Origin of the sequence: Ramlibacter aurantiacus (genome assembly GCF_016722895.1) — a bacterium.
GTDB classification, from domain to species: Bacteria; Pseudomonadota; Gammaproteobacteria; order Burkholderiales; family Burkholderiaceae_C; genus Ramlibacter; species Ramlibacter aurantiacus.
The window spans coordinates 16,441-38,709 of sequence record NZ_JAEQNA010000006.1 but is presented as its reverse complement, the minus strand read 5'-3'; the positions used below and the strand labels follow the sequence as shown (position 1 = coordinate 38,709).

The 22,269-nt window shown below is 68.2% G+C and carries 21 protein-coding genes and 2 pseudogenes; 10 read left to right on the top strand and 13 right to left on the bottom strand.

All coding sequences use genetic code 11. The features are described 5' to 3' along the window. Positions 1-7: 7 nt before the first annotated feature. The 3 genes and pseudogenes from meaB to scpA all read right to left on the bottom strand — a co-directional run bounded on the left by meaB (position 8) and on the right by scpA (position 3,628). On the bottom strand, positions 8-940 hold the full coding sequence (gene meaB, locus JI739_RS24520; protein WP_236589767.1) for a methylmalonyl Co-A mutase-associated GTPase MeaB: 933 nt from the start codon (positions 938-940) through the stop codon (positions 8-10). Between the two features lie 318 nt (positions 941-1,258). Further along, positions 1,259-1,468: pseudogene (locus tag JI739_RS24860) on the bottom strand (GIY-YIG nuclease family protein); the annotation flags it as partial. Between the two features lie 6 nt (positions 1,469-1,474). Then, complete coding sequence (gene scpA / locus JI739_RS15820) at positions 1,475-3,628, bottom strand: methylmalonyl-CoA mutase (protein ID WP_201684901.1); 2,154 nt, start codon at positions 3,626-3,628, stop codon at positions 1,475-1,477. A 78-nt stretch (positions 3,629-3,706) separates the two neighbouring features. On the opposite strand from scpA, the gene JI739_RS15815 reads away from it, so the two are divergent. Next, the gene (locus JI739_RS15815) at positions 3,707-4,363 is read left to right on the top strand and encodes a GntR family transcriptional regulator (protein ID WP_201684900.1); all 657 of its coding nucleotides are present in this window, start codon (positions 3,707-3,709) and stop codon (positions 4,361-4,363) included. Here the strand turns inward: JI739_RS15815 and hslO are convergent, their stop codons facing one another. Together hslO and JI739_RS15805 are read right to left on the bottom strand one after the other, a co-directional pair. Further along, positions 4,364-5,329, bottom strand: coding sequence for an Hsp33 family molecular chaperone HslO (hslO, locus tag JI739_RS15810; RefSeq protein WP_201684899.1), 966 nt, complete (start codon positions 5,327-5,329; stop codon positions 4,364-4,366). A gap of 7 nt (positions 5,330-5,336) precedes the next feature. Next, the gene (locus tag JI739_RS15805) at positions 5,337-5,861 is read right to left on the bottom strand and encodes a gamma carbonic anhydrase family protein (protein ID WP_201684898.1); all 525 of its coding nucleotides are present in this window, start codon (positions 5,859-5,861) and stop codon (positions 5,337-5,339) included. Between the two features lie 72 nt (positions 5,862-5,933). Between JI739_RS15805 and JI739_RS15800 the strand changes: the two genes are divergently transcribed. The 4 genes from JI739_RS15800 to aroQ are packed head-to-tail and all read left to right on the top strand — an operon-like array spanning position 5,934 to position 8,836. Beyond that, positions 5,934-6,716 (top strand): ferritin-like domain-containing protein, encoded by a 783-nt coding sequence (locus JI739_RS15800; RefSeq protein WP_201684897.1) that lies wholly within the window; start codon positions 5,934-5,936, stop codon positions 6,714-6,716. 12 nt (positions 6,717-6,728) lie between these two features. Continuing rightward, entirely contained in the window at positions 6,729-7,697 is a 969-nt protein-coding gene (locus tag JI739_RS15795; RefSeq protein ID WP_201684896.1) for a magnesium and cobalt transport protein CorA, read from the top strand. Positions 7,698-7,729: 32 nt separating this feature from the next. Then, complete coding sequence (locus tag JI739_RS15790; RefSeq protein ID WP_201684895.1) at positions 7,730-8,332, top strand: biliverdin-producing heme oxygenase; 603 nt, start codon at positions 7,730-7,732, stop codon at positions 8,330-8,332. Positions 8,333-8,386: 54 nt separating this feature from the next. Beyond that, positions 8,387-8,836, top strand: coding sequence for a type II 3-dehydroquinate dehydratase (gene aroQ, locus JI739_RS15785; protein ID WP_201684894.1), 450 nt, complete (start codon positions 8,387-8,389; stop codon positions 8,834-8,836). Between the two features lie 28 nt (positions 8,837-8,864). Here the strand turns inward: aroQ and JI739_RS15780 are convergent, their stop codons facing one another. From JI739_RS15780 to JI739_RS15770, 3 genes are all read right to left on the bottom strand, one after another. Beyond that, positions 8,865-9,251 (bottom strand): hypothetical protein, encoded by a 387-nt coding sequence (locus JI739_RS15780; RefSeq protein WP_201684893.1) that lies wholly within the window; start codon positions 9,249-9,251, stop codon positions 8,865-8,867. 103 nt (positions 9,252-9,354) lie between these two features. After that, positions 9,355-9,996, bottom strand: a complete 642-nt coding sequence (locus tag JI739_RS15775) for a CoA transferase subunit B (RefSeq protein WP_201684892.1) — start codon at positions 9,994-9,996, stop codon at positions 9,355-9,357. Positions 9,997-10,007: 11 nt separating this feature from the next. Further along, positions 10,008-10,709: a CoA transferase subunit A gene (locus JI739_RS15770; protein ID WP_201684891.1), complete on the bottom strand. Its 702-nt coding sequence runs from the start codon at positions 10,707-10,709 to the stop codon at positions 10,008-10,010. 87 nt (positions 10,710-10,796) lie between these two features. Between JI739_RS15770 and JI739_RS15765 the strand changes: the two genes are divergently transcribed. Continuing rightward, positions 10,797-11,345, top strand: a complete 549-nt coding sequence (locus tag JI739_RS15765) for a PAS and helix-turn-helix domain-containing protein (protein ID WP_201684890.1) — start codon at positions 10,797-10,799, stop codon at positions 11,343-11,345. A 43-nt stretch (positions 11,346-11,388) separates the two neighbouring features. Next, positions 11,389-13,170: an ABC transporter transmembrane domain-containing protein gene (locus JI739_RS15760; RefSeq protein ID WP_201684889.1), complete on the top strand. Its 1,782-nt coding sequence runs from the start codon at positions 11,389-11,391 to the stop codon at positions 13,168-13,170. Between the two features lie 140 nt (positions 13,171-13,310). On the opposite strand, the gene alaS is transcribed toward JI739_RS15760, so the two are convergent. The 4 genes and pseudogenes from alaS to rbp all read right to left on the bottom strand — a co-directional run. Further along, entirely contained in the window at positions 13,311-15,947 is a 2,637-nt protein-coding gene (gene alaS, locus JI739_RS15755; RefSeq protein ID WP_201684888.1) for an alanine--tRNA ligase, read from the bottom strand. A 135-nt stretch (positions 15,948-16,082) separates the two neighbouring features. Continuing rightward, positions 16,083-17,759 (bottom strand): hypothetical protein, encoded by a 1,677-nt coding sequence (locus tag JI739_RS15750; RefSeq protein ID WP_201684887.1) that lies wholly within the window; start codon positions 17,757-17,759, stop codon positions 16,083-16,085. A gap of 328 nt (positions 17,760-18,087) precedes the next feature. Continuing rightward, a complete protein-coding gene (locus JI739_RS15745; protein WP_201684886.1) occupies positions 18,088-19,527 on the bottom strand; it encodes a hypothetical protein in 1,440 nt (479 codons plus the stop codon). A gap of 392 nt (positions 19,528-19,919) precedes the next feature. Beyond that, positions 19,920-20,261 (bottom strand): annotated as a pseudogene (rbp, locus tag JI739_RS15740) (RNA-binding regulator); the annotation flags it as partial. 11 nt (positions 20,262-20,272) lie between these two features. Here rbp and JI739_RS15735 point away from each other — a divergent pair. From JI739_RS15735 to JI739_RS15725, 3 genes are all read left to right on the top strand, one after another. Next, entirely contained in the window at positions 20,273-20,497 is a 225-nt protein-coding gene (locus JI739_RS15735; protein ID WP_201684884.1) for a hypothetical protein, read from the top strand. A 208-nt stretch (positions 20,498-20,705) separates the two neighbouring features. Beyond that, a complete protein-coding gene (infA, locus tag JI739_RS15730; RefSeq protein ID WP_201684883.1) occupies positions 20,706-20,975 on the top strand; it encodes a translation initiation factor IF-1 in 270 nt (89 codons plus the stop codon). Positions 20,976-21,035: 60 nt separating this feature from the next. Beyond that, positions 21,036-21,275 carry a hypothetical protein gene (locus JI739_RS15725; protein WP_236589765.1) on the top strand — a complete coding sequence of 80 codons (240 nt, stop codon included), beginning with the start codon at positions 21,036-21,038 and terminating at the stop codon, positions 21,273-21,275. Here the strand turns inward: JI739_RS15725 and JI739_RS15720 are convergent. Further along, a complete protein-coding gene (locus tag JI739_RS15720) occupies positions 21,262-22,236 on the bottom strand; it encodes a Bug family tripartite tricarboxylate transporter substrate binding protein (RefSeq protein WP_201684881.1) in 975 nt (324 codons plus the stop codon). The two genes, JI739_RS15725 and JI739_RS15720, sit on opposite strands and share 14 nt — an antisense overlap. Positions 22,237-22,269 lie beyond the last annotated feature (33 nt).

The following is a 22,269-nucleotide window of genomic DNA, read 5'->3' as shown; positions in this document are numbered from 1 at the left end:
GGCCTTGTCATTGGTCGTTCTGGCGCGCCTGCAGCAGGCGGCGGGCGGCGGTGGAGGCCGCGAGCCGCCCGGCCTCGACCTCCTGGGTGATGGCGGGCAGCAGCGCCTGCACGGCGGGGTGATGGCGGAATTCCTGGCGCAGGCCGGCCTCGATGCGTTCCCACATCCAGGACAGGGCCTGGTGCTGGCGGCGGGCCTGCAACTGGCCCGAGCGGGTGCGCGCCTCGCGCCAGGCGGTGGCGGCCTGCCAGAAGGTATGCACGCCGGTGCCGCGCAGCGCACTGAGCTGCAGCACGGGCTGTGGGGCGGCCGCGGATTCGCGGCCGTGCTGGGTGAACAGGCGCATGGCGCTGGTGATCTGCGCCTGGGCGCGGGTGGCGGCATCGGGGTCGAGGTCGGCCTTGTTGATCACCACCAGGTCGGCCAGCTCCATCACGCCCTTCTTGATGGCCTGCAGGTCGTCGCCGGCATTGGGCAGCTGCATGAGCACGAACAGGTCGGTCATGTGGGCCACGGCGGTCTCGCTCTGGCCCACGCCCACGGTTTCGACGATGACGATGTCGAAGCCGGCGGCTTCGCACACCAGCATCGCCTCGCGCGTTTTCTCGGCCACGCCGCCGAGCGTGCCGCTGGAGGGGCTGGGGCGGATGAAGGCGCGGTCATGGACCGACAGGCGCTCCATGCGCGTCTTGTCACCGAGGATGGAGCCGCCCGAGACGCTGCTGGAGGGGTCCACGGCGAGCACGGCGACCCGATGGCCCTGCCCGATCAGGTGCAGGCCGAGGGTTTCGATGAAGGTACTCTTGCCCACGCCGGGCACGCCGCTGATGCCGACGCGGAAGGCGTTGCCGGTGTGGGGCAGGAGCGCGGTGAGGAGTTCGTCGGCCTGCGCGCGGTGTTCGGGGCGGGTGGACTCGAGCAGCGTGATGGCCTTGGCCATGGCGCGGCGCTGGGCGGTGATGACCTGGGTAGCGAGAGGGGGTGCTTCGGTGGCGTAGAGGGTTGGCGGGGGCCCTTCGACAGGCTCAGGGCGAACGGATTCCTGAAGCTCGGACTGGGCCGCACTCCGGTCAGGCTGGGCCCCTTCCCGTTCGGGCTGGGCCCCCTCCCGTTCGGGCTGAGCCCCACTCCGTTCGGGCTGAGCGCCACTCCGTTCGGGCTGAGCGCCACTCCGTTCGGGCTGAGCTTGTCGAAGCCCCCGCGCCAAGACCATCACCCGCTCCCGATCCCCCGCCATCAGCGCTTCCTTCTTCGCGCGCGACCAGCCCTTGATCCGCTGCTCGAACGCCAGGGCCGCCTCACGAGTTTCGAACTCACCTTGCCACTTCAAACTGAACGGCTTGCGCAGCGCCGTATACCCGATGTCCCCCTCTTCATGCTGCCGCATCCGCGCGGCCAGATCGTCCGTGTGGCCCGTGTAATACGACCCGTCACGACATTCAAGGATGTACACGAAGAACGGCTTCATTCGCCTTCAACAGACTGCCTTGCGAATCTGCTCCAGCACGTCCTTCGCACTCGCGGGAATCGGTGTGCCCGGCCCATAGATGCCCTTCACGCCCGCCTGGTACAGGAAGTCGTAGTCCTGGCGCGGAATCACCCCGCCGACAAAGACCACGATGTCATCCGCCCCCTGCCGCCTGAGCTCTTCGATGATGGCCGGCACCAGCGTCTTGTGCCCCGCCGCCAGGGTGGACACGCCCACCGCATGCACGTCGTTCTCGATGGCCTGGCGGGCGCACTCTTCCGGCGTCTGGAACAGCGGGCCCATGTCCACGTCGAAACCCAGGTCGGCGAAGGCCGTGGCCACCACCTTGGCGCCGCGGTCGTGGCCGTCCTGGCCGAGCTTGGCGATCATCACCCGCGGCCGGCGACCCTGCTCGGTCGCGAACTGCGCGACTTCCTGCTGGAGCTTCTCCCAGCCTTCGGCCGAGTCATAGGCAGCTGCATACACACCGGTCACCTTTTGCGTATCGGCGCGATGGCGCCCGAACACCTTCTCCAATGCATCGGACACCTCGCCCACGGTGGCCCGCGCGCGCACGGCCTCGACCGTCGCCTGCAGCAGGTTGCCCTCGGCACCGCCGGCGATGGCGATGAGCCGCTCCAGGCAGGCCTGCACGCGCTGCGCGTCGCGCCGGCTGCGCAGCTCGTGCAGCCGCGCGATCTGCTGGTCTCGCACCTTCACGTTGTCCACTTCGAGGATGTCGACCGGGTCTTCCTTTTCCAGCCGGTACTTGTTGACGCCCACGATCACGTCGCGCCCGGCGTCGATGCGGGCCTGCTTCTCGGCGGCCGCGGCCTCGATCTTGAGCTTGGCCCAGCCCGAATCCACCGCGCGCGTCATGCCGCCCATGGACGCGACTTCTTCGATGATGGCCCAGGCCGCATCGGCCATGTCCTGGGTGAGCCTCTCCATCAGATAGCTGCCAGCCCATGGATCGACCACGCTGGTGATGTGCGTCTCCTCCTGGATGATCAGCTGGGTGTTGCGGGCGATGCGCGAGGAGAACTCGGTGGGCAGCGCGATGGCCTCGTCGAAGCTGTTGGTGTGCAGGCTCTGCGTGCCGCCGAACACCGCCGCCATGGCTTCGATGGTGGTGCGCACGATGTTGTTGTACGGGTCCTGCTCGGTGAGCGACCAGCCCGAGGTCTGCGAGTGCGTGCGCAGCATCAGGCTCCTGGGGTTCTTCGCGCCGAAGCCTTTCATGATGCGGCACCACAGCAGGCGGGCCGCGCGCATCTTGGCGATCTCCAGGTAGAAGTTCATGCCCACCGCCCAGAAGAACGAAAGGCGGGGGGCGAAGTCGTCGACGTCCAGCCCCTTGGCCAGCGCCGTCTTCACGTACTCCTGGCCGTCGGCCAGCGTGAAGGCCAGTTCCAGCGCCTGGTTGGCCCCGGCTTCCTGCATGTGGTAGCCGGAGATGGAGATGGAGTTGAACCGCGGCATCTCGCGCGCGGTGTACGCGATGATGTCCCCGATGATCCGCATGCTGGGCTCGGGTGGGTAGATGTAGGTGTTGCGGACCATGAACTCCTTGAGGATGTCGTTCTGGATGGTCCCCGACAGCTTGTCCTGCGGCACGCCCTGCTCCTCGGCCGCCACGATGTAGCCCGCCAGCACCGGCAGCACCGCGCCGTTCATGGTCATGGACACCGACACCTTGTCCAGCGGAATGCCGTCGAACAGGATCTTCATGTCCTCGACCGAATCGATGGCCACGCCCGCCTTGCCCACGTCGCCGGTCACGCGCGGATGGTCGCTGTCGTAGCCGCGGTGCGTGGCCAGGTCGAAGGCGACCGACACGCCCTGGCCACCGGCCGCCAAGGCCCGCCGGTAGAAGGCATTGGATTCTTCGGCGGTGGAAAAGCCCGCGTACTGGCGAATGGTCCAGGGCCGCACCGCGTACATGGTGGCCTGCGGCCCGCGCAGGTAAGGCTCGAAGCCCGGCAGCGTGTCGGCGTGCGCAAGGCCCTGCAGGTCGGCCGCGGTGTAGAGCGGCTTCACGGCAATGCCATCGGGCGTGATCCAGTTCAGGGCCTGCACGTCGCCGTCGGGCGCGGACCTGGCGGCGGCGCGCATCCAGTCCTCGAGGCTGGCCACACGGAATTCGGGATCTTGGCTCATGGGGTTTCCAGGGAATGCCGCGGCAGTCTACATCATTCATAATTATTGATCACGCACTCCCCACCTCGACGATCAACCATGTCCGCCCTCTCGCTCGCGCCGCGCGCCCTGTACGAAGAAGTGGCCGAACGCATCCGCCAGCGCATTTTCCGCCGTGAGCTGGAGCCCGGCAGCTGGATCGACGAGGTCAAGCTGGCCCAGGAATACGGCATCAGCCGCACCCCCCTGCGCGAGGCGTTGAAGGTGCTCGCCGCCGAGGGCCTGGTGACCATGAAGGTGCGGCGCGGAGCCTACGTCACCGAAGTGTCCGAGCGGGACCTGGCCGAGGTCTACCACCTGCTCGCGCTGCTGGAGAGCGATGCCGCCGGCGAGGTGGCCGCCCGCGCGAGCGACGCCGAGATCGCCGAACTGCAGGCGCTGCACGCAGAGTTGGCCAGCGCAGTGAAGCGGCGCGACCGCTTCTTCACGCTCAATGAACGCTTCCACACGCGCCTGCTCGAGATCGCCGGCAACCGCTGGCGCAATCAGGTGGTGGCCGACCTGCGCAAGGTGATGAAACTGAACCGGCACAACTCGCTGCTCAGGCAAGGCCGGGTCGAGGAATCACTGGCCGAGCACCAGCGCCTGGTGGATGCGCTGGTGCGCCGGGACGCCGAGGCGGCCGTGCGCCGCATGCGCGAGCACTTCGCCGGGGGGCTGGAAGGGGCGCGTGGCGCGCCGGCCGCGGCCGCCTAGCTACTGCACCGACGAGGTGACCGGCGGCTGGTCACCGGGTGGCGCGAAGAGCTGCGCCGCGTCCACCGCATCGAAGTGGTATTGCCGGCCGCAGAAGTCGCAGCCCACCTCGATCTCGCCCCGCTCGGCAATGATGCTGTCGGCCTCTTCGCGGCCCAGCCCCCGAATCATGCCGGCCACGCGTTCGCGGCTGCAGGTGCAGTGAAACTTCGGGGTCATGGCCGGGAAGCGCAGGACCTGCTCTTCCCAGAACAGGCGCCGCAGGATGGTCTCGACATCGAGCGTGAGCAGCTCCTCGCGGGTGAGGCTGGCGGCCAGCGTGGCGATGCGGTTGAAGTCTTCGTTGACGCCGATCTCGTCTTCGTTGGCCTTGCTCACCAGGCTGCCGGCCAGGTTGCCTTCGCCCTCGATGGGCAGGCGCTGGATCAACAGGCCCGCGGCCACGTGCTCGTCGGCCGCCAGCACGAGGCGGGTGTCCAGCTGTTCGGACTGCAGCATGTAGTGCTCCAGCACCTCGGACAGCCGCTCGATCTTCTCGCGCTGGTCGCCGTGCAGGGGCACCACGCCCTGGTACGGCTGCTGGCCCGGCAGCTTGTCGCGCGGATCGAGCGTGATGGCGCAGCGGCCCTGGTTGCGCACGTTGACCAGGTCGGACAGCAGCGCGTCGTGGGTCACGTCGCCCACCACCTTGGCCGTGACGCGCAGCGACAGGTCGTGCTGCACCTCGGCCACCGCCACCTTGACCGGGCCGTCGCCGAAGATCTGCAGGATGAGCGCGCCGTTGAACTTGATGTTGGACTGCATCAGCGCGCCGGCGGCCGCCATCTCGCCCAGCAGCCGCGTGACGGGGGGCGCCCACGGGTGGGCCTCGCGGCGGCGCAGGACCTCGGTCCAGGCGTCGGTCAGGCGCACGATCATGCCGCGCACCGGCAGGCCGTCGAACAGGAACTTGTGCAACTCGCTCAAGGAAACCTCAGCCGATCTTGCGAAGCCCGCGCGCGTAGCGGCGGGCGTTGTCCACGTAACTCTCGGCGCTGTGGGCCAGCCGCTGGGCCGCGGCGTCATCCAGCGTGCGCACCACCCGCGCGGGGCTGCCGATGATGAGCGAGTTGTCCGGGAACTCCTTGTTCTCGGTCACCACGCTGCCGGCGCCGATGATGCAGTTGCGGCCGATGCGCGCGCCATTGAGCACCACCGAGCCGATCCCGACGAGGGTGTTGTCGCCGATGGTGCAGCCGTGGACCATCACCTGGTGGCCGATGGTCACGTTCTCTCCGATGGTCAGGGGCTTGCCGTCATCGGAGTGCAGCACGGAGCAGTCCTGCACGTTGCTGTTGCGGCCGATGCGGATGGTCTCGTTGTCGCCGCGAATGACGGCGTTGAACCAGACGCTGGCGTTCTCGCCGAGCTCGACGGCGCCGATGACCTGGGCACTGTCGGCCACCCATGCGCCCTGCTCCAGTTGCGGGGTCCTTCCGTCCAGTTCGTAGATCGCCATGTGCTTCGCCGGGCAAAAGAGAGCCATTGTAGGGAGGGCTCTACCGATCAGTGCCCGAGCTATGCTCGCGCGATGCCCACCCTTCGAGAACAAGCATTGGCGGTGCTGCGGCAGGCCGATCCCGGCCTGAAGGCCGAGGCAGCGCGCGCCTTGCACCTGCAGGATGATTGCGGCGAGGCGCTCACCCTGCACGAGCCGCCGGGGCTGCCGGGCCGCCCGGCCGAGCCGCAGCTGGTGCCCCACACGGCGCTCAAGTCGCGCCCCGTGCATACGCCCGCGGGCCGCGCCGCGCTGCTTCACGCGCTCGCCCACATCGAGTTCAATGCCATCGACCTGGCCGCCGACCTGGTCTGGCGCTTCGGCGGCATGCCGCCCGAGTTCTACCGCCAGTGGGCGGTGGTCGCGCAGGAGGAAGCGCTGCATTTCCAGCTGCTTCGCGCCAGGCTGCAGGCGACGGGGCACGACTACGGCGACTTCCCGGCGCACAACGGCCTGTGGGAGATGGCCCGCAAGACCCGGCACGACCTGCTGGCCCGGCTGGCGCTGGTGCCGCGCACGCTGGAGGCGCGTGGCCTGGATGCCTCGCCGCCGATCCGCGCCAAGCTGCTCGCGGCCGGCGACACGGAATCGGCCGCGGTGCTGGACATCATCCTGCGCGACGAGATCGGCCATGTGGCGGTGGGCAACCGCTGGTACCGCCACGTGTGCGAGGCGCGGGGGCTGGACCCGGTCGCCACCTATGCACAGCTGGCCCGGCAGTACGAGGCACCGCGGCCGCGCGGGCCCTTCAACCTGGATGCCCGGCGCGCCGCTGGTTTTGCCGAGGACGAACTGAATGCGCTGCTCGCGAACTAGGGAGACCGACGGATGTTGATCAACTGCGCGGCCTATTGCGACGGCCGCAAGCTCGCCGACATCGAGATCGGCGCGATCCACGACTACCTGCAGCGGCCCGACTGCTTCGTCTGGGTGGCGCTGCAGGATGCCTCGCCCGACGAGCTGCGCGTGCTGCAGGCGCAGCTCGAGCTGCCCGAGTTGGCGGTGGAGGACGCGTTGCACGGGCACCAGCGGCCCAAGGTGGAGGAGTACGGCGACTGCCTGTTCACCGTGCTGCACCTGCTGCACCACGAGCCCGCGCAGATCGAGGTGGGCGAACTGGCCGTCTTCACCGGCCCGCGCTTCGTGCTGTCGGTGCGCAATCGCAGCGAGCAGCGATTCCTCGGGGTGCGGGCGCGCAGCGAGCGCGAGCCCGAACTGCTGCGCTTCGGGCCCGGTTACGTGCTCTACGCCCTGATGGACGCGGTGGTGGACCGCTACTTTCCGCTGGTCGAGCAACTCGAGGACGAACTGGAGCAGATCGAGGCCGACATCTTCGGCGATCGGCTGCCCGGCCGCGCCACCGTCGAGCGGCTCTACCTGCTCAAGCGGCGAACCACGGTGCTCAAGCAGGCCGCGGCGCCGCTGCTCCATGACATCGGGCGCCTCTACGGCGGACGCGTGCCCGGCCAGGTGGCGGCGGTGCAGGACTACGTGCGCGACGTGGCCGACCACCTGACGCGCATCAATGCCAGCATCGACGGCCTGCGCGACACCATCGCGACCGCCATCCAGGTCAACCTGTCGCTGGTCACCATCGACGACGGCGCGGTGACCAAGCGGCTGGCGGCCTACGCGGCGATCTTCGGCGTATGGACCGCGCTGGCCGGCCTGTGGGGCATGAACTTCGAGTTCATGCCGGAGCTGGGCTGGCGCTACGGCTACCTGTTCGCGCTGGGCCTCATCACGGCCGCCTGCGCGGCGCTGTTCATCCGCTTCCGCCGCATCGGCTGGCTCTGAGCTGAGCGGCCTCGCTTTCTAGAATGGCGGGGATGACGACAGAAACAACGGTGCTGCCGGCCTTGCGGCAAGCCACCGCCGCCGCGCACCTGGAAATCGAATCGGTGATGCGGCTCGACCGCCTGGACTCACCTGCCAGTCTTGCCGCGGCCCTGCAGGTCTTCGAATCCTTCCTTTCGGCTTGCGAACCGATGATCGGCCGGGCGCTGCCACCCGGCATGCGCGAGTGGTTCGAACATCATCGCCGCGCGGGCTGGGCCGCGCAGGATCTCGATGCGCTGCACACATCCCCACTGCCGCGCGATGCGATGGCCGACCTGGCCATCGGCTCGGCCGCGCAGGCCCTGGGATCGCTCTATGTGCTGGAAGGATCGGCCCTGGGCGGACGCGTGATCGCCCGTCACCTGCGCGACGCGATAGGTGTGACCGAGGCCAACGGCGGCCGCTATTTCGGCGGACGCGGCGAGCACACCGGGGCGGTCTGGCGTGAGTTTTGCGCCCTGCTCGACCGGCACATCGCCGACGAGCCGGCAGCGCGAGAGCAGGCCTGTGCAGCGGCGATCGACACGTTCAAGGCGCTGACACGCCGGCTGCGTGATCGGCTGGCGACAGCACCGGCCGCATCGGCAGGGTGAGCCGACCGCTCTGCTACCCTCCCGCCCAACGCACGAGCTTCCCCTTCCCCGCCCATGAAAACCGCCTTCGTCTTCAACGGCCCCAACCTCAACCTGCTGGGCACGCGCGAGCCGCAGATCTATGGGGCGCAAACCCTCGCCGACGTGGAGGCCCTGTGCCGCCAGGCCTGCGCCGAACACGGGCTGGCGCTGGACTTTCGCCAGACCAACCATGAAGGCGAGCTGGTGACCTGGATCCAGGAGGCGGGCCGCGCCCAAACCCAGGGCAAGGCGGCCGGCATCATCCTCAATGCCGGGGCCTACACACACACCAGCGTGGCCCTGCACGATGCCATCAAGGGTTCGGGGGCACGGGTGATCGAGCTGCACATCAGCAACGTGCACGCCCGCGAAGCCTTCCGGCACCACAGCTACATCTCGCCAGTGGCGCAGGCGGTGATGGCCGGCTTCGGCGTGCCGGGCTACGCCCTGGCCGTGGCGGCGCTGGCCGGAATGGATCGCTGAAGCTTTCGAGCTGCCGCTCGGGCCACCCTTAGTGGTCCAGCGGCTCGATCAGCAGGTTGTCGCCCTCGCGCGTGACCCGAAGCTTCAGATCGCGCAGTTCGGTGATTTCTTTTCGGGCCGCACGCGACGGACCGGCGCCCATGCGGGCCGTGTCGGGCTCGGCGGAACGGGCCGACTGCACCACCGGCTGCAGCGGCCGCAACTCGTCGCAGCTGCTGATGTTGTCGAACACCAGGTGGCCACCGGGGTACATGCCGGGCACCGTCTCGTGCAGCGGCTTGCTCATGTCCACCGGCGATTCGCGCCCGTGATAGAGCACGCGGTTGCCGGCGTCGTAGACGGTGTAGCACTGCGCCGTCGCCTGCCCTGCCGCCAGGCAGCCCAGTGCCAGAAGTGCTGATCCGATGAGCCGCATGATGAGTCTCCCTGTACGGCGCCGCTCGTCGGCGCCCGAAGGCTCATCTTGAGAGGTATTGCACGCGCCGGCAGTTGCCGGCGGTGACAGCTGCAAGCGCTCGTTAACGCTGCAGAGGAACGCCGGTCTTGGCCTGCAGGGCTTCGAAGCTCACGTCGGGCGCCAGCTCGACCACTTTCAGGCCCTCGGCCGTGACGTCCATCACCGCCAGGTCGGTGATGATGCGATCGACCACGCCCACGCCCGTGAGGGGCAGCGTGCACTGGGGCAGGATCTTCAAATCGTGGGTGCCGTCCTTCTTGCGGGCCACGTGCTCCATCAGCACGATGACGCGCGGCACGCCGGCCACCAGGTCCATGGCACCGCCCATGCCCTTGACCATCTTGCCGGGGATCATCCAGTTGGCCAGGTCGCCCTTTTCGCTGACCTGCATGGCGCCCAGGATGGACAGGTTGATCTTGCCGCCACGGATCATGGCGAAGGACTGGTCGCTGCCGAAGATCGACGAGCCCTTGATGGTGGTGACGGTCTGCTTGCCGGCGTTGATGAGGTCGGCGTCGACCTCATCGTCGTACGGGAACGGGCCGATGCCCAGCATGCCGTTCTCGGATTGCAGCCACACCTCCTTCTCGGGCGGCACGAAGTTGGCCACCAGGGTGGGGATGCCGATGCCGAGGTTCACGTAAAAGCCGTCCTCGAGTTCCTGGGCCGCGCGCGCGGCCATCTGGTCTTGGGTCCAGGGCATGTGAAGTCTCCTTAGGAACGCGGGCGGGTGGTGCGCTTCTCGATGCGCTTCTCGGGGCTGGGGTTGTGCACGATGCGGTGCACGTAGATGCCAGGCAGGTGCACGTCGTCAGGGGCGATGTCGCCGACCTCGACGATGCGCTCCACCTCCACGATGCAGACCTTGCCGGCCATGGCCGCGGCCGGGTTGAAGTTGCGAGCGGTGAGGTTGAAGCGCAGGTTGCCCGACTTGTCGGCCACGTGCGCCTTCACCAGGGCCACGTCGGGCACCAGCGAGCGCTCCATCACGTAGGTCTCGCCGTCGAAGTCGCGCAGTTCCTTGCCCTCGGCGATCATGGTGCCCACGCCGGTCTTGGTGAAGAAGGCCGGGATGCCGGCGCCGCCGGCGCGCAGCTTCTCGGCCAGCGTGCCCTGCGGCGTGAACTCGAGCTCGAGCTCTCCGGCCAGGTACTGCCGCTCGAATTCCTTGTTTTCGCCGACGTAGCTGGAAATCATCTTGCGGATCTGCCGCGTCTCGAGCAGCTTGCCCAGCCCGAAGCCGTCGACGCCGGCGTTGTTGGAGATGACGCTGAGCTCGCGCACGCCACTGTCGCGCAGTGCGTCGATGAGCGCCTCGGGAATGCCGCAGAGGCCGAAGCCGCCGACGGCCAGCAACTGGCCGTCGCGCACCACGCCGTCGAGCGCCGCTTGGGCACTGGGATAGAGCTTGTTCACGTGAAGAGTCTCCTCAATGGGAACCGGGAAGGATGAAGCGACGATACTACGTACCCAGCTACGTAGTATTCCCTAGAAAGAAGCCCCATGGACCTGGACTACCGCATGGCCTTCGACCTGGCCCCGGTGGGCTTGTGCCTCTCGCGCCACCGCCACATCGTCGACTGCAACCAGCACCTGTGCGAGATGTTCGGCAGCACGCGCGACGCGCTGATCGGGCAATCGTTCCAGATTCTGTACCCGAGCGCGGACGAATACGAGCGCCTGGGCGCGCGCATGGCGCCCATCCTCAACGCGCGAGGCCACTACGCCGACGACCGCATCATGATGCGCAGCAACGGCGAAACCTTCTGGTGCCATGTCACCGGCCGGGCGCTGGACCGGGCTGCGCCGCACGCCGCCGGCATCTGGGCTTTCGAGGACCTCAGCGCGCAGCGGCCCGTGAAGGCCGAGCTCACGCCGCGCGAGCGCGAGGTCGCGGCCCGCCTGCTCGATGGCATGACCTCCAAGGAGATCGGCAAGACGCTGGAGATCAGCCACCGAACGGTGGAGATCTACCGCGCCCGGCTGATGCGAAAGTACAAGGCGAGCACCACGGCCGACCTCGTGCACAAGCTGATGGCGGGCGCCGGCTGATCACGGCCGAACCGCCTTGCACCGGGCCCTACACTGCCCGTCCATGCCCATCCCACAGCAGCGCCCGGCGGCCGGCGCTCCCCGGTCCCTCTCGGGCCTGCGCCCTTTCGTCAGGCCCTACCGCGGCCGCATCGCCGCGGCCATCGCGCTGCTGGCTCTGGCTTCGGTGGCCACCCTGCTTTTTCCGCTGGCCCTGGGGCGGCTGATCGATGCCGGCCTGGCGGCGTCCAGCGACGCCGCGGCCGCGCAGGCCTTGCAGCGGCACTTCCTGGCGCTGTTCGGAGTAGCGGTGGCCCTGGGGGTGTTCTCGGCCGGCCGCTTTTACCTGGTCAGCTGGCTGGGAGAGCGGGTCACGGCGGACCTGCGCAATGCCGTTTACGCGCACGTGCTGCGGCAAAGCCCGGAGTTCTTCGAGACCACGCAGACCGGCGAGGTCCTGTCCCGACTGACCACCGACACGACGCTCGTGCAGACGGTGGTGGGCTCGTCCTTCTCGCTCGGGCTGCGCAATGCCGTGATGGGTCTGGGCGCGCTGGCCATGCTGGTGTGGACGCACCCCGGCGTGATGGGCCAGGTGCTGCTGGTGTTGCTGCTGGTGGTGCTGCCGGCCATGGCTTTCGGCCGGCGCGTGCGCCGGCTCTCGCGGGCCAGCCAGGACCGGGTGGCCGATTCGAGCGCCATCGCCGCCGAGGTGCTGGACGCGGTGCCGGTGGTGCAGAGCTACACCGCCGAGGCGCGCGAGGCCGCGCGCTTCGACCGGGCCACCGAGCAGGCCTTCGCCACCAGCGTACGCCGCAACCGGGCGCGCGCCCTGCTGGTGGCCTTCGTGATCATCGGCACGGCCGCCCTGCTGCTGTGGGCGCTGTACCAGGGGACGCAGGCGGTGCTGGGCGGCCGCATGACGCCGGGGCAGCTCGGGCAGACGGTGGTGTATGCGGTGATCCTGGCCGGCTCGGTGGCGGTTCTCGGCGAGGTGTACGGCGACCTGCTCCGGGCGGCCGGGGCGACCGAACGCCTGATGGAGCTGCTGCAGGCGAGCTCACCGGTGCGTTCGCCCGATGGTGCCGCCTCCCTGGCGCCTTCGGCGAAGCCCAGCGCATTGCGCATCGAAGGCCTGCGCTTCCACTACCCGTCGCGGCCCGACACGCCCGCCCTGGCCGACCTGACCCTCGACATCCGGCCCGGGGAAACCGTGGCCCTGGTGGGCCCGAGCGGCGCGGGCAAGAGCACGCTCTTCCAGCTGCTGCTGCGTTTCTATGACCCGCAGCAGGGACGCTTGCTGCTGGATGGCGTGCCGATCGCCAGCCTGCGGCTGGCGGACCTGCGCGATCGCATCGCCCTGGTGCCGCAGGACCCGGTGATCTTCTCGGCCAGCGCGCGCGAGAACATCCGCTACGGCCGCCCCGGTGCCAGCGACGAGGAGGTGCTCGCGGCGGCGCGGGGCGCGTACGCCCACGACTTCATCGGGGCGCTGCCCGGCGGCTACGACAGCTTCCTGGGCGAGCGCGGCGTGCGGCTGTCGGGCGGGCAGCGCCAGCGCATCGCCATCGCGCGGGCGATGCTCAAGGCCGCGCCCCTGCTGCTGCTGGACGAGGCCACCAGCGCGCTGGATGCGCAAAGCGAACGGATGGTGCAGGCGGCGCTGGAGTCTGCGATGCGTGGCCGTACGACGCTGGTGATCGCACACCGCCTGGCCACCGTGCAGAAAGCCGACCGCATCGTGGTGCTGGACCACGGGCGCGTGGTCGAACAGGGGCGGCACGAGGAGTTGCTGGCCGCGGGCGGGTTGTACGCGCGGCTCGCCGGGTTGCAGTTCGTGGGCTGAATCTGTTGACGGCTTCGACGGCGCGCGTGGGTCTCCGGCCCCATCGCCGCCAGCGCCCTTCGACAGGCTAAAGGCGAACAGGGAGGGGCAGGCTCAGGGCGAACGGGGCCGAACGGCCGGAGAGTTCGGGGCCGACGAACTCAGAGCTTCTGCTCGACCCACCCCTGCACCGAGCGCAACGCCTCCGGCAGCTTCGCGGCATCGGTGCCGCCCGCCATGGCCATGTCGGGCTTGCCGCCGCCCTTGCCGCCGACCTGCTGGGCGACGAAGTTGACCAGCTCGCCGGCCTTGATGCGGTCCATGCGGTCGGCGGTGACACCGGCGGCCAATTGCACCTTGGCGCCATTGACGGCAGCCAGCACGATGGCCGCGGACTTGAGTTTGTCCTTGAGCTTGTCCATGGCCTCGCGCAGCGTGCGCGCATCGGCACCGGCCAGCGTGGCTGCCAGCACCTTGGTGCCCTTGACGTCCACCGCCTGGGCCACCAGCTCGTCGCCCTTGCTGGAAGCCAGCTTGCCCTTGAGCGCAGCGACTTCCTTTTCCAGCGAGCGCACCTGCTCGAGCACCTGGCCGATGCGGGCCTGCAGCTCGGTCACCGGCGCCTTGAGGGCCGAGGCCGCGCTCTGCACCGTGGCTTCCATGTCCTGCAGGTAGGCCAGCGCGTTGGCGCCGGTGATGCCCTCGACACGGCGCACGCCGGCGGCGACGCCCCCTTCGCTCACGATCTTGAACAGGCCGATGTCGCCCGTGCGCTGCACGTGCGTGCCGCCGCACAGCTCGCGGCTGCTGCCGATGTCGAGCACACGGACGGAGTCGCCGTACTTCTCGCCGAACAGCATCACCGCGCCGGTGGCCTTGGCGTCGTCGATGGCCATCACCCGCGCCTGCGTCGGGTGGTTGGCCAGGATCTCGGCGTTGACGCGCCGCTCGATCTCGTGGATCTGGTCGGCGGACAAAGCCTGGTTGTGGGTGAAGTCGAAGCGGGTCTTGTCGGCATCGACCAGCGAACCCTTCTGCTGCACGTGCGTGCCCAGGACCTCGCGCAGGGCCTTGTGCATCAGGTGGGTGACGCTGTGGTTGCGCATGGTGGCCTGGCGCCGGGACACGTCCACCCGGGCGGTGACGGCATCGCCCACGCGCAGCACGCCTTGCGTCTGGGTGCCGTGGTGGCCGTAGACGTCGGCCTTGATCTTCTGCGTGTCGTCCACGCCGAACTGCAGGCCTTCGGCGTCGAGCACGCCGCTGTCGCCCACCTGGCCACCGCTCTCGGCGTAGAAGGGCGTGGTGTCCAGCACCACCACCCCGGGCTGGCCCTCGGGCAGTTCCTGTGCCGGGGTGCCGTCGCGATAGATGGCGACCACGCGAGCCGGCTCTTCCAGCAGCTCGTAGCCGGTGAAGGGGTGGCCGGCGCCGGTGTATTCGAGCGCGCGGTCCATGCGGAACTTGCCGGCAGCGCGGCCGGCGGCCTTCTGCCGCTCCATGGCGGCGTTGAAGCCGGCCTCGTCGACGACCACGCCGCGCTCGCGGCAGACGTCCTGCGTCAGGTCGAGCGGAAAGCCGTAGGTGTCGTGCAGCTTGAAGGCCACGTCGCCCGGCAGCGTGGTCGCCCCGCCCTGTAATGCGGCGTCGAGGATTTCCATGCCGTTTTCGAGCGTCTCGAAGAAGCGCTCTTCCTCGGCGCGCAGCACCTCGACGATGCGCGCCTCTTCGGCCTTCAGGCGCGGGTAGGCGGCGCCCATCAGCTCGACCAGTTGGGGCACCAGCTTGTGGAAGAACGGCGTCTTGCGGCCCAGCTTGTAGCCGTGGCGGATGCCGCGTCGCACGATGCGTCGTTGCACGTAGCCGCGGCCTTCGTTGCTGGGGATGACGCCGTCGCTGACCAGGAACGCGGTGGCGCGCAGGTGGTCGGCGATGACACGCAGCGAGGGGTTGGCCAGGTCGGTGGTGCCGGTCTCGCGGGCGGCCGCGCGGATCAGCGCGTCGAACAGGTCGATCTCGTAGTTGCTGTGGACGTGCTGCAGGATGGCCGCCAGCCGCTCCAGGCCCATGCCGGTGTCCACGCAGGGCGCAGGCAGCGGCCGCAGGCTGCCGTCGGGCTGCATGTCGAACTGCATGAACACGTTGTTCCAGATCTCGATGTAGCGGTCGCCGTCTTCGTCGGGGCTCCCGGGCGGGCCACCCGCGACCTCGGGCCCGTGGTCGTAGAAGATCTCCGAGCACGGGCCGCAGGGGCCGGTGTCGGCCATCATCCAGAAGTTGTCGGACGCGTAGCGAGCGCCCTTGTTGTCGCCGATGCGCACCACGCGCTCGGGCGGCAGGCCGATCTCCTTGGTCCAGATGTCGTAGGCCTCGTCGTCCTCGATGTAGACGGTGGCCCAGAGGCGCTCGGGCGGCAGGCGGTACACCTCGGTCAGCAGCTCATAAGCCCACTTGAGCGACTCGCGCTTGAAGTAGTCGCCGAAGCTCCAGTTGCCCAGCATCTCGAAAAAGGTGTGATGCCGCGCGGTGTAGCCGACGTTCTCCAGGTCGTTGTGCTTGCCGCCCGCCCGCAGGCAGGCCTGCACCGAGGCCGCGCGCACATAGGGCCGCTTGTCGGTGCCCAGGAACACGTCCTTGAACTGCACCATGCCCGAGTTGGTGAACATCAGCGTCGGGTCATTGCCCGGCACCAGCGGGCTGGACTCGACCACCGCGTGTCCCCGTGCCGCGAAGAAGTCGAGGAAGGTCTTGCGGATGTCGGCGACGGTGAACCGGGGGCTGGAAGCGGATGGACTCATGGGCTTGGAGGACGGGCCGGAAGGCGCCTCGGGCGGCGCGGGCGAAGCCTGGGATTATAGGTTTCGGGGTCGCGCCGACCGGTCCGGCGACCGTGCAGAAACGGGTCCATGCCGCGTCTGCACGGGTCGGCTGCGTCAGCAGGACTGGCGTGTCCAGTGCGAAGGCGAGATGTCCGGGCGCATGTTCTTGCTGGTTTGGCGGGCCACGTATCGCGAACCCGCGTGGTTCACGGCCGCGCCCGCGCTGTAGGCGACGCCGCGCCTCCATTCGGAAACAACGGTGCAGGCGGGTGCGGGTGCGGGTGCGGGTGCTGGTGCTGGTGCGGGTGCTGGTGCGGGTGCGGGTGCGGGTGCGGGTGCGGGTGCGGGTGCAGGTGCAGGCGCAGGTGCAGGTGCAGGCGCAGGCGCAGGCGCAGGCGCAGGTGCAGGCGCAGGCGCAGGCGCAGGCGCAGGCGCGGGTGCGGGCGCGGGTGCGGGTGCGGGTGCAGGTGCAGGGCAGGTGTACGGCGCCCAGTAGTAGGTGCTGATGGTCGGGTTGTAGCCGGGGTTGTCGTACTTGGCGATGTACAGCTTGCCTTCATAGGTCACGATGTCGCCGGCCTTGTACGGTTGCCAGACGATCCATTCGGCCGCAGTGCAGCTGGTCGACGTCGTCGGTGCGGGTGCGGGTGCGGGTGCGGGTGCGGGTGCGGGTGCGGGTGCGGGTGCGGGTGCGGGTGCGGGTGCGGGTGCGGGTGCGGGTGCGGGTGCCGTCAGCGGCACGGCCCCCGTGGAGACCTTGTAGTCGAACACCGTGATGTCGCCCGTGCCCACCACAGGCTCGACGCCCAGCTCCACGCTGCTGACGTACTCGTTGCCCATGGCCCAGGGGCTGCCGCAGGTGTCTTTGCGAGTCGAGAGGTAATTGATGATGGCGGCCAGGTCGATCTCGCCGGGAGCGACCGGCATCAAGGCGGGCACGAAGGCGATCATCTTCCAGCCGGTGCGACCGTACCTGCCGCTCAAGGAGCCGAAGTTGTAGCGGAAGCAGCCGTCCGAACCCTTGGTCACGTACACGTGGTACTGCTTGCCGGCGATAGTGGCCGTGTGATCGAACCAGCCGGGGTTGCGGCCGCCGGGGACGTTGTGCGCGCCATAGTTCCCCCAGTTGGACAACGGAATCATGATCTCGTGCGTGATCGACGAGTTGAGGAAGCCGCTGTCTTGCCCGGGCTCGGATTGCAGCCAGATGTCGAAGGTGAGCTGGCCCTGTCCCGTGGGCGCCGCGTTGTGCTGGAAGTTGACCTTGGCCTTGAGCGAAGACACCGGCATGCGGATCGGCAGGATGGTGCCCGGCGTGTGTCCCGAAGGCGCCATCTGCGAGATGCTGCCGTCGGGCAACTGCACCGGGTAGCCCGCCACCAGGTTGCTCGAGCTGTAGTAGCCCGGCTTGCGGCCGTACAGCACGGCCGGGTAACCCTTGACCTCTGTCGTCCCCTGCGGCCAACGCCACTTCGTGCGGAAGGCCACCTCCCCGTTGGGCCCGACTTGCGTGCTGCGGCCCACGGCCTGCTCGTACTGCGTGGACAGCACGCCCTCGGTCAGGCCGGCCGCGCCCCAGCGGTTGTCCTCCACCAGGTACGCGTCGTTCGACTGACCGGCCTGCAGCCACAGTCGGCTGGAGCTGGCGACCGGGATCTGCGGAGCGGTGCTCTGCGCGATCGCCAGGGGCACCAGGCCCAGGCTGAAAGCCGCCAGCAGGGCGGCGCGCGGACCGCGGTGGATGCGGGAAGACGCAAGGTGGCGGCGGGCGGTGGAGGGAGCGCGGGTCATGACGGGTCTCGCTTTCGTCGGGCAAGGCTTCGCCCAGCGGACCTGCGCGCCGGTGGCGGCGCGGGGCCCGAGTGGGCTTGAACGTTTGGGGTGTCCTGCTTTGTCCGCGGGAACCGCGGTGGCTCTGTGAAACCCTGGCTCAGCAGTAACGGAGTGGATGCTAGTAGGACGTGTCCGACACGTCTCCTGGTAGCCCTACCGTAACAGTAAGAAGCTGAAACCGCAGAGCTTGCTCAGTGGCATGCGGACACACCGCTTACCGTCCGAAACGATCGCCGCGAACCAGTCGGAACCGTCACTCGAAAGTGTCGATTCCGGGCGTAGGCGATCAGCAGGCGTGGCGAGCCCAGTAGTAAGTGCTGATCGTCGGGTTGTAGCCGGGGTTGGCGTACTTGGCGACGTAGAGCGCGCCGTTGTACGACACGACGCTGCCGGCGGCGTAGTAGCGGCCGACGACCCATGCGCTGGCGCTGCAAGCGGCGGCTGTAGCGGTGCCGGTGTGTGGCGCCCAGTAGTAGGTGCTGATGGTCGGGTTGTAGCCGGGGTTGGCGTGCTTGGCGATGTAGAGCTTGCCGCCATACGCGACGACGCTGCCGGCTGCATACCACTGGCCGTTGACCCAGGTGGCGTAGCTGGTGGTTGTCGCCGGAGCCGGAGCCGGAGCCGGAGCCGGAGCCGGAGCCGGAGCCGGAGCCGGAGCTGGAGCCGGAGCCGGAGCCGGAGCTGGAGCTGGAGCTGGAGCCATCGATCCCGTCGACACCTTGTAGTCGAACACGGTGATGTCGCCGGTGCCCACCACCGGTTCCACGCCAAGCTCCACGCTGCTGAGGTATTCGTTGCCATTGGCCCAGCGCTGGCCGCAGGCGTCGGTACGTGTGCTCAAGTAGTTCACGATGGCCGCGATGTCGATCTCGCCGGGCGCCACCGGCATCACCGCGGGCACGAAGGCGATCATCTTCCAGCCGGTGCGGCCATAGGTGCCGTTGAGATAGCTGAAGTCGTAGTTGAAGCAGCCGTTGGACTTCTTCGTCACATACACGTGGTACTGCTTGCCGGCAATGGTGGCCGTGTGATCGAACCAGCCGGGGTTGCGGCCGCCGGGCACGTTGTGGGCACCGTAGTTCCCCCAGTTCGCCAGCGGGATCATGATCTCGTGGGTGATCGAGGACGAGAGGAAGCCGCGGTCCTGCCCGGGTGCCGATTGCAGCCAGATGTCGAAGGTCAACTGGCCCTGCCCTGTCGGCGTGGCGTTGTGCTTGTAGTTGATCTTGGCCTTGAGCGATGGCACCGGCAGGCGGATCGGCAGCACCGTACCCGGGGTTTCGCCTGCAGGCGCCTTCTGCGAAATGCTGCCGTCCGGTAACTGGACCGGGTAGCCCGAGATCATGTTGGAGCTGCTGTAGTAGCCCGGCTTGCGGCCATAGAGGATCGACGGATAGCCCTTGACCTCGGTCGTGCCCTGCGGCCAGCGCCATTTCATGCGGAAGGCCACTTCGCCGTTGGGCCCCACCTGGGTGCTGCGACCCACGGCTTGCTCATACTGGCTCGACAGCACGCCCTCGGTGAGGCCGTTGGCGCCCCAGCGGTTGTCCTCGACGAGATAGGCATCGTTGGGGTTGCCGACTTGCAGCCACAGCCGGCTGGAACTGGCCACGGGAATCTGCGGCGCGGTCGTCTGGGCAATGGCCATGGGCACGACGCCCAGGCTGGAAGCAGCAATCAGGCTCGCACGGGAAAGGTCGGCAAAGGCGCCGCGGTGGCGTTTCATTTCAGGTCTCGCTTGGGTTCAGGCAAGGCTTCGCCCAGCGGACCAATGCGCATCTTGGCGACGGGTCCGTGACGGGGGTCGGCGGTGGAACGCCCTGCTGTTCCGCGGTAGCGGCGCCTGGCAAACGCAGGCTCAGCAGTGACGCGGCCGGATGCTAGTAGGACAAGTCCGACACACCGAACCAAGCTCGACCGAAAACGTAAACCGATGAAACCGAACGCGCGTTCCTGAATGGCGTTGAGACATTCGTTACCGACCGACACGTCCATCCGGAAGCGGGCCTATCCGGAAAGCGCCAGAAAAAAAGGCCCCCGAGCCGAAGCTCGGGGGCCTTTTATCGACCGGTTCGCCGAAAGACGAGCCGTATGTCCTAGATGGTGCCGGTCTTAGCGACCGCGGCCGTATCCGCCGCGGTCGCCGCCACCGCCGTAGCCGCCACCGCCGCCGCCGCCGCCGTAGCCGCCTTCACCGCGGGGAGGACGCGCTTCCATCGGACGAGCTTCGTTGACCACCAGGTCACGGCCGCCGATGTGCTGTCCGTTCATGCCCTGGATGGCAGCCTGCGCTTCGGCCGGCGAAGACATCTCGACGAAGCCGAAGCCCTTGGAGCGGCCGGAGTCACGATCCATCATGACTTTGGCGCTCTGCACGGAACCGTAGGCGCCGAAGGCCTGTTCCATGTCGCTGTCGCGGAAGCTGTAGGGCAGGTTGCCCACGTAAAGTTTGTTGCCCAAGAGGGACTCCAATGAAAAGGAAACGAAATGCGATGGAGCCCGGATGCAATCACAAACTCATGAGCCTTCAGGGGAAAGCGAAGAAACTGAACCTCACCGCGTCAACGGTGCACGAACTCACCGCTGCCGCTATTGTGGGGCCAATTGCGCGCGGCTTCGCGCCCGGCGCGCCGCAATCGCTCGAATTCAGGGTCTTTTTGCAAGGGCGCGCGCCTGGCCTACAACGGCTGGTGTGAACGCACCCCTACAATAGCGGCCTGCCAGCTTCGCTCGAAGCGTCTTTTTTCCAGCAGCGCCCGCGTCTTCCTGCAAGACCCGTTCCGGCGGTCTGCAACGCCCCGGCCGGCAGCGCCGGCCCTGTGATTTCCCTAGCAACCGCTTCGCGCACCCTGCGCGGACATCGTCCTGCCAGCGTGCTTCACGCTGGCTCATGAAAGGTATTTCTTGGCCAAAGAAGAACTCATCGAAATGCGGGGCCGCATCGCCGAGGTGCTGCCTGATTCACGCTTCCGAGTCGTCCTGACCAACGGGCACGAACTCGTGGCCTACAGCGGCGGCAAGATGCGCAAGCACCGCATCCGCGTGATCGCGGGCGATGAGGTCACGCTCGAACTCTCGCCCTATGACCTCAACAAGGGACGGATCATGTTCCGCCACCTGCCTGAGCGGCGCCCCGCTGGCGCCACTGCCCAGCGGCCCCCGTTCCGCCGCTGAGCACCGGGACCTGCCTGTGCGCAGGTCGCCTCACACACCATCTGATTGCACGCGAACCTTTTGAAGAATCACAACCCCATCACTGTCGGCAAGTACCTCATCTCCCCTCTCACCAAAGGCGTGGACGGCGGCTGGATCGCCTGCTCCGTCTCCATCCGTTCGGGCTCGGGCTCGGCCACGACCGACCGTGTCGTGCGGCTCACGCGGCTCTTTCGCGACCATCTCGCCGCCGGCCAGTACGCCCTCTCGGAAGGGCTGCGCTGGATCGGCGAACCGCACCAGGCGGTCAGTCACGCGTGAGGTTGGTCGTCTTGAGCAGGCGGCCCCAGGTGGCGGTCTCCTTGCGCAGGAACTCCGCATACTGAGCTGGCGTGCTCCCCACGCCCTGGAAGCCGAGGGCGACGAATTTCTCCTGCACCGCCGGCTCGCGCACCGCCTTGGCCGCGGCACTCGACAGCGCATCGATCACCGGGGCCGGCGTGCCCGCGGGGGCATTGATGCCGATGAAATTGGTCCAGCCGTAATTCGGGAAACCCGACTCGGCCACCGTCGGGATCTGCGGCAGCAACTTGGAACGCTGCGCACCGAGGTTGCCCAGGACCTTGATCTTTCCCTCTTGCAGCAGGGGCGCGGCCAGCGCCGCGGAGCCCATCACGAGATCGATGTGCCCACCCAGCAAATCGGCGACCGCCGGGTTCTCACCTTTGTACGGCACGTGAACGATGTTGATGCCGGTCTCCGCGCGCAGCCATTCGGCGCCGAGGTGGTGCGTACCCCCGGCGCCCGGCGTGCCGTAGGTGATGGCACTCGAGTTCTTCTTCCCAAGCGCCAGCAGCTCCGCGAGTGAGTTCGCCGGGAAGTTCTTGCGCGCCATGATCACGTTGTCCATGTTGATCGCATGGCTCACGGGCATCAGGTCCCGCAGGGGCTGGTACGGCACCTTCGGATCGGACTGTGGCGTGATGGTGAGCGGACCCGTCGGACACCAGCACAGCGTGTAGCCGTCGGGCTGTGCCTTGGCCACATGGTCGGCGCCCATGGTGCCGGCGCCACCCGGTCGGTTGTCGACGATGACCGGCTGCCCCAGCGTCTTCGCCATCTCTGCAGCGACGATGCGCGCCGAGCCATCGAGCGCCCCGCCGGCCGGATACGGCACGACGAGCCGCACCGGCTTGGTCGGGAAGCTGGTCTGCGCGTGCGACACGCCGAGCACGGCCAACGAGAGGCCGGCGGCGAGTGCACAGGTACGGGCGAGATTCATGGCGTTGTCTCCTGGTGATTTCACGGGCTACTT

Excerpts from the sequence above, each read along its gene's own strand:
- JI739_RS15775 (WP_201684892.1), bottom strand. The coding sequence starts at position 9,996 with ATGCCCTGGACCCAAGACCAGATGGCCGCGCGCGCGGCCCAGGAACTC.
- JI739_RS15720 (WP_201684881.1), bottom strand. The coding sequence starts at position 22,236 with ATGAATCTCGCCCGTACCTGTGCACTCGCCGCCGGCCTCTCGTTGGCC.
- JI739_RS15750 (WP_201684887.1), bottom strand. The coding sequence starts at position 17,759 with ATGACCCGCGCTCCCTCCACCGCCCGCCGCCACCTTGCGTCTTCCCGC.
- JI739_RS15765 (WP_201684890.1), top strand. The coding sequence starts at position 10,797 with ATGGACCTGGACTACCGCATGGCCTTCGACCTGGCCCCGGTGGGCTTG.
- JI739_RS15735 (WP_201684884.1), top strand. The coding sequence starts at position 20,273 with ATGAAAAGGAAACGAAATGCGATGGAGCCCGGATGCAATCACAAACTC.
- JI739_RS15745 (WP_201684886.1), bottom strand. The coding sequence starts at position 19,527 with ATGAAACGCCACCGCGGCGCCTTTGCCGACCTTTCCCGTGCGAGCCTG.
- meaB (WP_236589767.1), bottom strand. The coding sequence starts at position 940 with ATGGCCAAGGCCATCACGCTGCTCGAGTCCACCCGCCCCGAACACCGC.
- JI739_RS15795 (WP_201684896.1), top strand. The coding sequence starts at position 6,729 with ATGTTGATCAACTGCGCGGCCTATTGCGACGGCCGCAAGCTCGCCGAC.
- JI739_RS15815 (WP_201684900.1), top strand. The coding sequence starts at position 3,707 with ATGTCCGCCCTCTCGCTCGCGCCGCGCGCCCTGTACGAAGAAGTGGCC.
- alaS (WP_201684888.1), bottom strand. The coding sequence starts at position 15,947 with ATGAGTCCATCCGCTTCCAGCCCCCGGTTCACCGTCGCCGACATCCGC.
- JI739_RS15780 (WP_201684893.1), bottom strand. The coding sequence starts at position 9,251 with ATGCGGCTCATCGGATCAGCACTTCTGGCACTGGGCTGCCTGGCGGCA.
- JI739_RS15790 (WP_201684895.1), top strand. The coding sequence starts at position 7,730 with ATGACGACAGAAACAACGGTGCTGCCGGCCTTGCGGCAAGCCACCGCC.
- JI739_RS15805 (WP_201684898.1), bottom strand. The coding sequence starts at position 5,861 with ATGGCGATCTACGAACTGGACGGAAGGACCCCGCAACTGGAGCAGGGC.
- aroQ (WP_201684894.1), top strand. The coding sequence starts at position 8,387 with ATGAAAACCGCCTTCGTCTTCAACGGCCCCAACCTCAACCTGCTGGGC.
- scpA (WP_201684901.1), bottom strand. The coding sequence starts at position 3,628 with ATGAGCCAAGATCCCGAATTCCGTGTGGCCAGCCTCGAGGACTGGATG.
- JI739_RS15760 (WP_201684889.1), top strand. The coding sequence starts at position 11,389 with ATGCCCATCCCACAGCAGCGCCCGGCGGCCGGCGCTCCCCGGTCCCTC.
- JI739_RS15800 (WP_201684897.1), top strand. The coding sequence starts at position 5,934 with ATGCCCACCCTTCGAGAACAAGCATTGGCGGTGCTGCGGCAGGCCGAT.